The organism is Lacticaseibacillus yichunensis (genome assembly GCF_003946405.1).
Taxonomy (GTDB): Bacteria; Bacillota; Bacilli; order Lactobacillales; family Lactobacillaceae; genus Lacticaseibacillus; species Lacticaseibacillus yichunensis.
Genome location: NZ_RHOG01000001.1, coordinates 62,660 through 76,194, shown reverse-complemented (window position 1 = coordinate 76,194; position 13,535 = coordinate 62,660). Strand labels below are relative to the sequence as shown.

Below are 13,535 nucleotides of genomic sequence, written 5' to 3'. Positions count from 1 at the left end.
CGCGGCTTGCATCCATGATGGCCGGCACTCATTAAAGTGCAATCAACTCGCCACATGGACAGGGAATGTTCCATGTGGCCTTTTCTTTTTCCGGAAGAAGATCAATTGGCCAGCCACATGGGCGCATTTCCCCCAGTGGCTGGCTTTTTGCCATTCTCAGGAGGAAAAATAATGAAAACAAAGCTTTTGACACTGGCAGTTGCGGCGGCGGCCGCACTAAGTTTATCAGCCTGCAGCAAAACGGCTCAGGCTAAGGATGACACGGTGAAGGTCGGTATTTTGCAATTGATCGACCAGACGGCGTTGACCCAGGCGCGCAAGGGGTTTGAGGACGGGCTGGCGCAGGCTGGCTACAAGGGCAACAAGATCAAGATCGATTACCTGAACGCGCAAGGCGACCAGGCGAACCTGCAGACGATGAGTCAGCGGCTCAAAAGCGATCAAAACGATCTGAACCTCGCGATCGCCACCCCGGCTGCCCAGGCGTTGCAGAAAGACGATCCCGACACGCCACTGCTTTTCACGGCGGTCACGGATCCAGTTTCCGCGAACCTGACCAAATCAAAGGCGGATCCTAGTAGCAACGCCACTGGTACCATCGATATGGTGGATATTCCGGAACAGATCGGGTACATGCACCGTCTTTTTCCTAAGGCCAAAACAGTCGGCATGATCTATAACGCCGCTGAACAGAACTCGGTTGTGCAGATCAAATTGGCCAAAGCCGCGGTGAAAAAACTCGGCCTGAAAGTCACGACGACGACGGTGGCCAGCACCAACGATGTGCAGTCGGCGACCGAAGCACTGATGAACCGCTGCGACGTCGTGTATGCGCCGACGGACAACACGGTGGCCGCCGCGATGAAGACCGTTGCCAAAGTGTCCTTGAAGATGAAGGTGCCGGTCGTTCCAGCGGCGTCCACGATGGTCGAGGACGGCGGGGTCGCCAGCATCGGCATCGATTATTACAAATTGGGTGTGCAGACCGCGAAGATGGCCGTGAAAATTCTGCAGGGCAAAAAGGTCCAAGACTTGCCTGTTGAAAGTCCGGCGCAGACCTCAGTGATCAAAAACAAGACGATGATGAAGGCGTTTGGCCTGACAGAGGCCGATGTCGCAAATGACTGAGCGAAACTTGGGCACTGACTGAGTGCGCAATGGTGACTGATCAATGCGATCGCCGCATGACGCGGTCGCGAATCGGCCCAGCCGGTTGACCGCAAACGGCTTTTGCTACGCACCACATCTGGGCTAGGGGCTGTCTTTTTTCACCCACAAGCCTGACAAATTATTGGAGGATCGAACATGACCGTAGAGACACTGGTTTCAAGTTTATCGCAGGGGATGCTGTGGTCGCTGATGGCGATCGGCGTTTATCTGACATTTCGCATCTTGGATATTGCCGACATGACGGCAGAAGGGAGTTTTCCCTTTGGCGCCGCCATCACAGTCCGGGCGCTGGCCGGCGGGACCAACCCGCTGATCGCCACACTGTATGGCTTTCTCGGCGGGGCACTGGCTGGACTGGTTTCCGGCCTGCTGCACACGAAGCTGAAAATTCCGGACCTACTCACCGGTATTTTGACGATGACGGGCCTGTATTCGGTCAACCTCTTTGTGATGAAGGGCGCTGCCAACATGCCAATCAGCGTGAAGACAGTGTTCAATATGGTCACCTTCGCCAATAGCGACTTGGATGTGATCGTGGTTGGCGGGCTCCTGCTGGCCGTTGTGATCGCGCTGCTGGTCCTGTTTTTCCACACGGAGATGGGGCTGTCTGCGCGGGCGGTTGGCGACAACCAGGCAATGAGCGCGGCCAACGGGATCAATGCCGATAACATGAAGATCATTGTGTACATGGTCTCAAATGGCTTGATCGCAATGTCTGGGAGCTTGATGGCGCAGATGAACGGATACGCCGATGTTTCGATGGGGGTCGGCACCTTGGTCATTGCGCTGTCCGCCATCATCATTGCGGAGCTCTTGCTTCGCCATTTGACGTTTGGCCAGCGCCTGCTGACGATCATTCTGGGCGCGTTCATCTACCGGCTGATCATTGCGTGGGTCCTGTCGATGGGCGTCGATCCAAGTTATCTGCGGCTTTTCTACTCGCTGATGCTCGTCTTGTTCCTGGCGCTGCCGCTGATCAAGAAAGAAACAGTCGGCGTCCGTCAACGCCGCGCCAATCGCAAACATATCGCGGAGGACAAATAAATGCCAGCACTTGAGATCAAGGAACTCGATCAATATTTTGAACAAGGCACCGTCAATGAAACGCGCGCCTTGCGCAACATCAATTTGACGCTTGAAGAAGGCGAGTTCGTCGCCATCATTGGGGGCAACGGCGCCGGTAAATCGACGCTGCTCAACAGTGTCGCCGGCTCCTTGCCGGTCGTGCACGGCCAGATCAAGATCGCAGGCGAAGACGTGACGTATCTGCCGGTCGCCAAGCGCGCCAAGTTGATCTCACGGGTCTTTCAGGATCCGCGCTCCGGCACGGCCCCGCGGCTTTCGGTCGAAGAAAATCTATCCCTGGCGATGCAGCGTGGGCGCTGGCGCAATTTTTGGAGCAGTGGGGTGCGCCACAGCGACCGCCAGCTGTTTAAGGAAAAATTGGCGAGTCTCAACCTGGATCTGGAGACCCGGCTCAACACCGAGATCGGCTTGTTATCCGGTGGGCAGCGGCAGGCAATCACCTTGTTGATGGCGACGCTCAAGGCGCCGGAATTGCTCCTGCTGGATGAGCACACGGCGGCGCTCGATCCGAAGACTTCAGCGACGGTGATGGCCCTGACTGCGCAGTTGGTGGCCGCCCAAAAGATCACCACGCTGATGATCACCCATGATATGAATGACGCGCTGAAATACGGCGATCGCTTGATCATGCTGGATCACGGCCAGATCGCTGTTGATATTCGCGGCGATGAAAAAGCGTCGATGACCGTGCCGGACCTGCTCGCCTTGTTCCAAAAACGCAGTGGGACGGCGCTGGTCGATGATGCGGTTCTGCTGAGTTGAATTTTTCCTTCTATTAATATGGGACTTCCGAGAGCTTATCTCGGAGGCCCTTTTTGTTATTTTCCCCACGCCGCCAAATTGCTGGTTAAAAAACTGAAACCGGGGCAACACCAATACTCGCGAAACCATCTGAAAGGGTATAAAATTACGAAAAATGATTTTCGCCGCGCTTTTTTGTTGGGTATACTCGAAAGGTGGCATCAGGAAAGGGAGCGAGTGCGATGGACACGGAATTATTTTTGACCAAACAAGAACGCGAGCAGCTGGCACTTTACCGGGAGATCATCAGCGAAGCCCAGGCTGTCTTGCCGGTCGCTGAGCGGGTCGCGAAACGGGCTGCCGGCGCGCCATTGGTGGATGCCGTGAATCTCAAGCGCATCTCGCTTTTGACGGGCCGCAACTACACCTCGGTCTATCGGACTTACACCGCGCTGGTCGCGACATTGACGCAGATGACTGGCGGGGATTCCGCGATTCAGGCCATGTTTGCCTTTGACAGCGGCCAGGTGCGGATGGCGCTGATCGAGCAAAACATCGTGTTCAACACGCTGCGGGCGATGCTGACGGATCAATATGCGCGCTTTGCGGATTTTGCGGCGGCGACAAATTTTTCCAAGACGACGGTGTCACGGCACATCAAGCCGCTGGCCGGGCTCGCCAATTTCATGGGCGTCAGGCTGCGGCTTGAGACGTTGCAGGTCTCTGGGCCAGAAGCCAACATTCGGCTCTTCTTCACGGCCAGGTTTTGGCTGGCCACGGATGGGGCGGCCTGGCCGTTTGTCACGATCGACCGCAAAGAGGCGACGGTGCTGCTGAATCACGGGCTGGCGAGCTTTGATTTTGCCTTCAGCAATCCAGTCGTCAAGGAGCTTGGCTTATACGCGCTGGCCGTGGTGAAAAATCGCCTGCATCAGGGGTTTGTGCTCAACACGCCTGGTGGGGCGATGGTGTCGTTTCCGGTGCCGAATCTGTTTGCGGACAAGTCGTCGCCGTTTCAGAAGTTTGGCATCCACCTCACGCGCGAGCAGCAGTTTGCGGAGTCGCATTTTCTGTTTGACCTGGATTATCAGCTACCGCTTTATCAGACAGCGGACGATCCGCGGCTGGAACAGGTGGTCTTGCGATTCAAGCGCTATCAAAACGGCTTGTATCGCCTGGTCACCGGCACCATCGACCAATTGCCGAGCGAGTGGGTGCCGGCGATCATTCCGCTGAAAAGCAAAATGGTGCTGGCCAACATGTTGGCGATTGCGTCCTCCACGATTCTGTACGGGTTTGATATCGCCGGGTTGACCCATCTGTCCGGGGTACCCACAAAGACGCAGGACGACCCGCAGGCCAATGAGGTGCGCCAGGTGCTCGAAAATAGCTTGCGCGCGACGATCGCGCTGAATGATCTGACGGACTTTACCCCAGCCGTGCCGACGCTGGTGAACAGCCTGAGCGCTTTGTTCGGCCATTTGGTCCATGTCCTCACGCCGCCGCAAAAGGTCAAAGTGGCCCTGATGATCACCCCGACATTGGCCGATTATCTGGATCTCTCACTCTTTTTGACCCAGCAGGCCTTCGTGGAAGTGGTCGGGGAGCGCTATGAAGACGCTGATCTGATCATCAGCTCAACGGGGCTGCCTGTGCCGAGCCATGTCCGGCCTGAGACACAGATCTTTCAGTGGCAGGCTGATGCGTCAAGCGACTTATTCGGCGCGCTGTATGCGGTACTTCACGCACTGCATCGACGGTCGCCAGCACTGGTTTTGGTGTGAGCTGGATGACGGGTGGAAAAGCAGATAGAGGCGTTTGACATTGCTGAGGGGAAGCCCTCAGCTTTTTTTTTAAAAGTCTTAGCACTCTCATTGACAGAGTGCCAAAACGGCGTATAATGAATTATGTAAACAAGAGGTGCGGCGATGCACCGATCATAGACCGTGTAGGCATCGCTGGCTGGCGGTGTCTTTTTTCTGCCGTTTACGTCAGGGCGATCGCGGTGATCGCACCAAAAATCGCAGCCTAGCGCTGCCTGAGGAGGAATGGACAATGGCAAATGATTCTTTTTTTAATGATGACATGGATGACTTCTTTGACCAGCTCTTTCACCAAATGAATGGACGCCCGCGCTATGTCGTGAACGGCCACGAGCTGTCCGCGGAGGAAGTCGCGCAGCTCAAGCAGGCACAACAAGCACAAACTGCCAGCGAGATTCCGATCGACGGGCAGCAGGCGCCTGCGTCTGACGCCAAGGCGACCTCGCCCATGGCCAAGTTTGGGCGCAACCTCACGGAAGAGGCCAAACAGGGGTTGCTTGATCCGGTGATCGGGCGCGAGAAGGAGATTCAGGAGACGGCCGAGATCTTGAGCAGGCGCACGAAGAACAATCCAATCTTGGTCGGTGACGCCGGGGTCGGTAAGACTGCGGTCGTCGAAGGGCTGGCACAGGCAATCGTCAAGGGCGATGTGCCCGCGGCGATTCAGGACAAGGAGATCTGGTCCATTGACCTTGCCAGTCTGGAAGCTGGCACGCAATACCGCGGCCCCTTTGAAGAAAACATTCAGAATCTACTCAAGGCTGTGAAAAAGGTGGGCAACGTGATTCTGTTTTTCGACGAGATTCACCAGATTCTGCATACTGGCTCGACCGGCGAGGCAGGGGCAAAAGGTCTTGGCGATATGATCAAGCCGGCTTTGTCGCGTGGGGAGTTGACCGTGATCGGCGCGACCACCCAGGACGAATACCGCAACACCATCATGAAGGACGCGGCGTTGGCCCGGCGGTTCAATGACGTGACTGTCGGGGAACCTTCTAAGGCCGCGACGCTTAAGATCTTGCAAGGCGTGCGCGGGTTGTATGAGCAGCATCATCATGTCACCTTGCCGGATGAGGTGCTCTAGGCGACGGTCGATTACGCGGTGCAGTACATTCCGCAACGCGCCCTGCCGGATAAGGCGATCGACCTGCTCGATATGACCGCGGCGCATTTGGCTGCGCAGCATCCGGTCACCGACAAAGTGGCATTGACCGAGCACATCAAGCAATTGACCCACGACAAGGAAGCCGCGGCGAAGGCCGAACAGTTCGAAGAGGCCGCCAAGCTCAAGGCTGAATTGGCCAAGGCCCAAGCGGAATTGGCAGGGGCCGATGATGAGGCCCGGCCGGTGGTTGCGACGGTGAATGATGTGGCGGCTTCGGTCGAGCGGTTGACCGGCATTCCGGTGACCAAGCTCGGCGCAAGCGACATCGAGCGCTTGCAGGGGCTGGCTGGCAGACTGAAGGGCAAGGTGATCGGCCAGGATGAAGCTGTAGAATTGGTCGCGCGGGCGATTCGGCGGAACCGGGCCGGTTTTGACGACAGCGATAAGCCAATCGGGAGTTTCCTGTTTGTCGGGCCGACCGGTGTTGGGAAAACAGAGCTGGCCAAGCAGCTGGCCTTGGATCTTTTTGGCCGCAAAGAGGCGATCATCCGGCTCGACATGTCCGAATACGCCGATCGCACCGCGGTGTCCAAGCTGATCGGCACTTCGGCGGGGTATGTCGGCTATGAGGATAATGGCAATACGTTGACGGAAAAGGTGCGCCGCGATCCTTATGCGATCGTGCTGCTCGACGAGATCGAAAAGGCGGATCCGCAAGTGTTGACGTTGTTGCTTCAGGTCCTCGATGATGGGCGGTTGACGGATGGACAAGGCAATGTGGTCGATTTCAAAAATACGATCATCATCGCGACATCCAATGCGGGCTTTGGCAACGAGGCGTTGACGGGCAAGCAGGATGAAGACATCGCGTTGATGACCCGGCTGGCCCCCTATTTCAGCCCCGAGTTTCTCAACCGGTTCGATGGCATCGTCGAATTCAGTCATCTGACTAAGACTGACTTGGCGCAGATCGTTGATTTGATGCTTGCGGACGTGAACCAGACCCTGGCGAAAAAGCAGTTGACACTGACCGTCAGCGATGACGCCAAGAATTGGCTGATCGCGCAAGGCTACGATGAGGCAATGGGCGCACGGCCATTGCGGCGCGTGATCGAGGCCAGCATCCGCGATCAAGTTACCGATTTTTACTTGGCGCATCTTGATGTGAAGCACCTCGAAGCAACTCTGGTTGACGGCGCGATCGTGATCAGTGAAAAAGTAGCAGTCGCTGCGTGATTGATTGGCTGAAACGGTCATTGTGGTCCGTCCAGGTCGAGTACGAAAAAAAGCTGAGTCCCCACAATTTTCATTGCAGGGGCTCAGCTTTGTTGATTCGGCAAATGAATCGGGTGGCAATTAGTCGAGGGTCACGCCGGCTTCATCCAGGAAGTATTGAAGCGGCTTGAGGATGTCCTCACCTTCGTAATGCTTGAAGAAGTCGGGCAGGGTGGTGATGTGGGTCTCGGCCTGGTTGGCGTTGAAGGCGGGGTCGATGGTTTCTTCGATCTTGCCATCGACGATCTTGACCTTCAGCGCTTCAACGGCGAACCCGCGCTTCATGGTGATTTTGGCATTCAGGACGAATGGGCGACCACTTGCCATGACTTCAGCGGCCTTGGCAAAAGCGGCTGGCAATTCGCTGCTCTTGGTGACCGTTGCCGCTTCGATGCCCATGCCATTGGCGATCATCGCAAAATCCTGGTCTTCCAAGTCGATGCCGGAGTAATCGTGCATGCTTGGGATGTCGGCCTGCTCATCACGAATGAAGCCGAGCGTGGTGTTCGAGGTCACAATGTTCAAGATCGGCAGATGGTATTTCTTTTCCGTGATCAGGTCCTGCATCACCATGGAAAACGCGCCATCGCCGGAGATCGAGACCACTTGGCGATCCGGGTAGGACAATTGTGCGGCGATCGCCCCTGGAATGCCGGCACCCATGGAGGCAAACAGCGCGGAGATCACCCATTTGTTGGTTGGCTTGACATCCAAGAAGCGGAGCGTGTCGACCGTGTTGTTGCCGACGTCGAGCGCAACGACTGTTTCCGGGTTCGCGATCTTGTTGAGCTCGCGATAGACCTGCTCATATTGCAGCGGATCTGTTTCGCGGTTGGTCAACTTCTTGAGGTAATCTTTCCAGTTGTTGTTGTCCAATACCGCCGCCTTGAAAAAGTTGCTTGGCGCCGCTTCTTCACTGCGCGCGAGCATTTTTTCAACAAAGCCGGTGGCGTCAGACCAGATGCCAAGATCAAGGTAGTGATGGCGGCCAAATTGCGCGTCATCGTTATCGACCTGGACGAAGGTAAAATCATGGCGTGTGTAGACGTTGTTGGCAAATGGGAAGTCGGCGCCGATCGCGATCACAAGGTCGGCGATGTCGATGATCTCATTGGCGGACTTGGAGCCGGCCCGGTTAACAAAGCCGATATTGCCTTCATAACGCTCGTCGATCAGCCCTTTGGCCAAGCCGGTCATGATGATCGGAATCTGCAGCTTTTTCGACAGCTCGATCAGCTTGTCGCCGCCTTCGCGAATGCCGCGGCCAACATGGAACACAGGGCGCTTGGCCTTTTTGAGCAGCGCGAGGACCTGATCGACTTCTTCGTCGGTCGCCTGTGGCTGCGGCGCTGGTTTGTTGTCGGAAGGCGAGGTGCTCTTGTACGGCACATCCGGAATCTCGGCGAAGCCAAAATCGTTTGGAATGATCACGACTGCGACGCCGCGGTACTTGTACGCCTCACGAATCGCCTTGTCGACCACATACGGCAGGCTTTCAGGCGTCATCACTGTCCGGCAGTACACGGACACGTCGGCGAACATCGGATTTTCGTCAAATTCCTGGAAGAAATTGTAATTCATGTTCGTGTGCGGCACCTGGCCAACTAGCGCCAAGACTGGGGCGTGATCCTCGCGGGCATCATAAAGCCCCGTGAGCAGGTTCGTGGCACCAGGGCCGGCTGAGCCGAACGTGACGGCGATCTTGCCAGTCAATTTGGCATCAGCCGCAGCGGCCAATGCGCCAACTTGTTCGTGTCGCACTTGAATATAGTCGATGCGCTCCTTTTCTTTTTCAAGGGCAGACATCGTGGAGTTGAATGAACCACCTGGATAACCGAAGACGTGCTTGACGCCCCAGGCTTCGAGGACCCGCAGCATCGCGACGCTGGCTGGTACAGTGGATGGATTAGACATGAGACAGGACCTTCCTTTTGTCGTTTTTCGCAGAACGTGTTGTCTACGATTTTCACGTTTACAATGTATCATGAAACGAAAGCGGTTGCAACACGACTGGCAAAAATTCTCCCTGTCACTGACACAGAAATATGTTGCTGTGTGCATCGGGGTGGTACAGCGCGAAGGAGGGGACGCAAAAACGGGGCGCTGATGCGCGAATGCGTGTGGTGGGCTATTTGGTCGGTTGTCGAGTGACGGCGGAATGGGGGCATCCTGTATTTTTTTTACCCAGAAAAAAAGAGCCACACCAAAAAGTCCCTCGAAGCACATATGATACACTGAAAGTAAGACAAACCAGATGGAGGGACCCATATGCGCCTAAAACTGCCGCCCCAGCTGACAAAACTCGTGACCATGATCTTCGCCCTGACGCTGATCGCGATCAGCATCAATCTCTTTTATGCCCCGCATGAAGTGGCGCCAGGCGGGGCGACCGGCATTGCCATTCTCGTGCAGGCCGCCTTCAACATTCCGACCGCGGTGACCACGCTGGCCGTGAATGCCCTCATGCTGATTTTGGCCTGGTGGTTGCTCGACAAGCAGACCGCGCGCCGCATTTTGGCCGGCAGCTTGCTACTGCCGGCGCTGTTGGCGATCATTCCTGAACAAATGGTGGTCAAAGATCGCTTACTGGCGGTGATCGCGGGCAGCGCGATCTTCGCGCTTGGCGTGGCGTTAAATTACCGCATCAACGCGTCGAGCGGCGGGACCACGGTGCCACCGATGATCATGCAAAAATACTGGCGCGTGAAGCCGGCAGTGGGGCTTTTGATCGTTGACATGATCGTGACGCTGTTCAACATTCCCGTGGCCGGATTTGAAGCCTTTATTCTCGCGACGTTTGCAATCGTTTTGACCTCGCTGACGATGAGTGCGCTTGAGACTGGCTGGGACCGGAAAAAGATCGTCTACATCATGTCACCGCTCGCGTTGCCTGCGATCAAACAGACGCTGCGCGACCAAACGGACCACGGGCTGACCGTCCATCATGTGACCGGCGGCTATTCTGGCAAGGCCCAGGAGATGCTGATGGTGGTGGTCGAGCAGAGTGATTTTCAAAGCCTGGTCGACCGGGTGCAGGCCGTCGATCCGCATGCCTTTATCCTCGCGGCGGCGGCCGTCGAGGTGCATGGCGGGACACTGAATTGATTTTGAGCGAAAGAAAAGACGTCGAGAAATTGATCTCGGCGCCTTTTTGATTCATTTTTTAGTATTCGACAGGCACGACCCAGCCAGCCGGCGCGGCCACGTCGCCAAACTGGATGCCGGTCAATTCGTTGTACAGCCGCTGGGTGAGTGGACCGGTGGTGCCATCACCGAAGACATGCTCATGCCCTTCGAAGGTGATGCTTTGAATCGGTGTGATCACCGCGGCGGTCCCGCATGCCCCGGCCTCACTGAACGCGTCGAGGTCGTGAATGTCGATCTGGGTCTCGACCGGTGTCAAGTTGAAGCGGTCCTTGGCAAGCGCCAAGATCGAGTATTTCGTGATACTTGGGAGAATCGAGGGCGACTTTGGCGTCTGCAGCTGCGTGCCGTCCTTGGTGATGGCAAAAAAGTTGGCCGATCCGACTTCTTCAATGTAGCGATGGACCAGCGGGTCGAGGTAAATGGCATCGCCAAACCCATTTTCATGGGCAAACTTGCCGGCTTGCAGGCTGGCCGCATAGTTGCCGCCGACCTTCGCCTGGCCGGTGCCATAATGCGCGGCGCGGTCGAAGGTGTCGGCCACCACGAAGCGCGTCGGCACCATGCCGCCTTTGAAGTAGGGGCCAACGGGCATGGCAAAAACGGTGAAGAGGTATTCCGGCGCGGGATTAACGCCAATGTTGTCGCCGATGCCGATCAAAAGTGGCCGGACGTACAGCGTCGCGCCGGTGCCATAGGGTGGGACATACTCGTTGTTGGCGGCCACGACCTGCTGCACCGCATCGAGGAACATCTCAGTCGGCACGGCTGGCATCAACAGTTTTTCCGCTGACTGCTGCATGCGCTTGGCGTTTTGATCCGGCCGGAACAGCTGAATCGCGCCAGACTGGGTGCGATAGGCCTTCAAGCCTTCAAACGCGCCTTGGCCATAGTGCAAGATCGGCGACCCTTCACTCATGGTGATCTGGTTGTCTTGGGTCAGTTGCCCGGCCTCCCACGCCCCATTTTTCCAGGTGGCACGGTAGCGGTAAGGCAGATTCATGTAGTCAAAGCCAAGGTTGTTCCAATCGATATTGACGCTCATAAGCAGTCTCCTTTGCAAACAGGTTTGACAAGCATTGTAGGCGTCCTCACAACGAAACGCAAGCACCGAAACGCGCGCATTTGCCCACGGATTCACCTGGAAAAAGCCGCCGCCACGGCCTTTCATGGCGCCTATCCTAATGATTAAAAAATCACAAGCATATCATTAGGAAAAGACAATATTGCTCGCTACACTCAAAAGTGAGGATGGAGGTGGTGGCATGGCGATGGCGATCACGAACGCTTTTTTGAGTGGGGAGAGTTTGGACGCCTACCAACGAATGGGCGCACATGAGCTCAGCCGGGGCCTGTGGCAGTTTCGCATTTGGGCGCCGCATGCGCAGGCGGTGGCGATCGAAGGTAGCTTTTCCAATTGGCAGCCGGTGGCCCTTGCGCCTGACCCTGAAGCAGCTGGCTTGTGGGCCGGCACATTGGCTGCCCGCCGTGGCGCGCTTTACAAGGTCGTGGTCACCGGCGCGGATGGCCAGGTGCGGGAAAAGATCGACCCGTTTGCCTTTGCCTTTGAACCCAAGCCAGGGACGGCGGCGGTCTTGATGGATATCCCGACCCATCATTGGCAGGACAAGGTCTGGCTCAAACGGCGGCGTCATCATCCGCCATATGCGCGGCCGCTCAGCATTTATGAGGTGCATCTCGGCTCGTTCATGCGGCCGGGCGGTAGGTATCTGACCTACCGTGAAGCAATCATGGACCTGTTGCCGTATGTCAAGGAACAAGGCTACACGCATCTGGAGTTTATGCCGCTGATGGAACATCCGCTCGATGCCAGTTGGGGGTATCAGTTGATGGGCTATTTTGCCCCCACCAGCCGCTTTGGCCCGCCGGAAGATTTTCTCGCGCTGGTCGATGCCGCGCATCAGATGGGGCTGGGCGTCATCATGGACTGGGTGCCAGGGCATTTTATTCAAAATACGGATGCTTTGGCCCGCTATGACGGCACGGCCCAATTTGAATACCAGGAGGCCCATCGTGCGGCAAATGAGCGGTGGGGCACGCTGAATTTTGACCTCGGCTCGCCGCCGGTGCAAAGTTTCCTGCTGTCAAGCGCCAATTTCTGGCTGAGCTGGGCGCACCTGGACGGCCTGCGTGTTGACGCGGTGTCGAACATGCTGTACCTGGATTATGACAGCGGCAAGGACACCACCCGCAACGAGCTGGGCGGCTGCGAAGATCTGGCCGGCATCGCGTTTTTGAAGCGGCTGAACACGGCAATCTTTGCCCAGCATCCAGATGTGTTGATGATCGCGGAGGAAAGTTCGTCGTACCCCGGGGTGACCAAACCGGTGGCGGACGGTTGGCTCGGCTTCAATTACAAATGGAACATGGGCTGGATGAATGACACGCTGCGCTATTTTGCCATGGATCCATACGCGCGGCAGGCACACATCGACTGGCTGACGTTCAGCTTTGTTTACCTATTTGATGAGCAATTCATCTTGCCGTTTTCCCATGATGAGGTGGTGCATGGCAAGCGCTCCTTGATGAACAAGATGCCGGGGGACCGGTACAACCAGTTTGCCAATCTGCGCGTGATGGTCACGTGGCTGATGACACATCCGGGCAAGAAGCTCCTATTCATGGGCGGTGAATTCGGTCAGTACCTAGAATGGCGAGACTGGAGCGCGCTGGAATGGGCGGCGCTGAGCGATCGGCTGAACCGCGGCATGCAGACCTTTACCCGGACGCTGGCGCAACTGTATCGCACGCTGCCTGCGCTGTTTGAACAGTACCACGTGCCGGCGGGGCTCACGGTGACGATCGGCGATCAAGCGGATGTGCTCAGCTATATTCGCTGGGGGAAAAAACGGGGAGACGCGGCCGTGATCGTGCTTAATTTGTTGCCGGAGGAGCGGCGCGGCTTTTTTGTACCGGTGCCGACATCTTCGATCTATGAGGTGGTGCTCAACTCGGAAAGTCTCGTGTTTGGCGGGACCTGGACGCGCCTGCAGCGCCGCCTCAAGCCGACGGGCAAGCCGCTGCGAGGCCAGCCCGACAGCGTGCGGGTGACATTGCCGGCCATGGGCGCGTTGATCTTGGTGCCGCATCGCGTCGGTGGGGCAGGCATGAATGGAAAATGACAGGGGGAACCGGCGGCGGGTCAGTCGCCAGCGAAAAGAGGGGTCTAT

At 56.7% G+C, this 13,535-nt stretch carries 8 protein-coding genes and 1 pseudogene; 7 read left to right on the top strand and 2 right to left on the bottom strand.

Features of this window, described 5'->3' with window-relative positions; genetic code table 11:
* The first annotated feature begins 171 nt into the window (after positions 1-171).
* From EKM95_RS00295 to EKM95_RS00275, 5 genes and pseudogenes are all read left to right on the top strand, one after another.
* Positions 172-1,128 (top strand): ABC transporter substrate-binding protein, encoded by a 957-nt coding sequence (locus EKM95_RS00295; RefSeq protein WP_125695834.1) that lies wholly within the window; start codon positions 172-174, stop codon positions 1,126-1,128.
* Positions 1,129-1,305: 177 nt separating this feature from the next.
* Positions 1,306-2,214, top strand: coding sequence for an ABC transporter permease (locus EKM95_RS00290; RefSeq protein ID WP_125695833.1), 909 nt, complete (start codon positions 1,306-1,308; stop codon positions 2,212-2,214).
* Entirely contained in the window at positions 2,215-3,018 is an 804-nt protein-coding gene (locus EKM95_RS00285; protein ID WP_125695832.1) for an ABC transporter ATP-binding protein, read from the top strand.
* 221 nt (positions 3,019-3,239) lie between these two features.
* Positions 3,240-4,781, top strand: a complete 1,542-nt coding sequence (locus EKM95_RS00280) for a helix-turn-helix domain-containing protein (protein ID WP_125695831.1) — start codon at positions 3,240-3,242, stop codon at positions 4,779-4,781.
* 271 nt (positions 4,782-5,052) lie between these two features.
* Positions 5,053-7,161, top strand: a pseudogene (locus tag EKM95_RS00275) (AAA family ATPase).
* A gap of 120 nt (positions 7,162-7,281) precedes the next feature.
* On the opposite strand, the gene spxB reads toward EKM95_RS00275, so the two are convergent.
* On the bottom strand, positions 7,282-9,114 hold the full coding sequence (gene spxB / locus EKM95_RS00270; protein WP_125695830.1) for a pyruvate oxidase: 1,833 nt from the start codon (positions 9,112-9,114) through the stop codon (positions 7,282-7,284).
* A gap of 354 nt (positions 9,115-9,468) precedes the next feature.
* Here spxB and EKM95_RS00265 point away from each other — a divergent pair, with 354 nt between their 5' ends.
* Positions 9,469-10,305, top strand: a complete 837-nt coding sequence (locus EKM95_RS00265) for a YitT family protein (protein WP_125695829.1) — start codon at positions 9,469-9,471, stop codon at positions 10,303-10,305.
* Positions 10,306-10,363: 58 nt separating this feature from the next.
* Here EKM95_RS00265 and EKM95_RS00260 read toward each other — a convergent pair whose 3' ends face one another.
* Entirely contained in the window at positions 10,364-11,389 is a 1,026-nt protein-coding gene (locus EKM95_RS00260; protein ID WP_125695828.1) for a branched-chain amino acid aminotransferase, read from the bottom strand.
* A 220-nt stretch (positions 11,390-11,609) separates the two neighbouring features.
* Between EKM95_RS00260 and glgB the strand changes: the two genes are divergently transcribed.
* Positions 11,610-13,487 (top strand): 1,4-alpha-glucan branching protein GlgB, encoded by a 1,878-nt coding sequence (gene glgB, locus EKM95_RS00255; RefSeq protein ID WP_125695827.1) that lies wholly within the window; start codon positions 11,610-11,612, stop codon positions 13,485-13,487.
* Positions 13,488-13,535 lie beyond the last annotated feature (48 nt).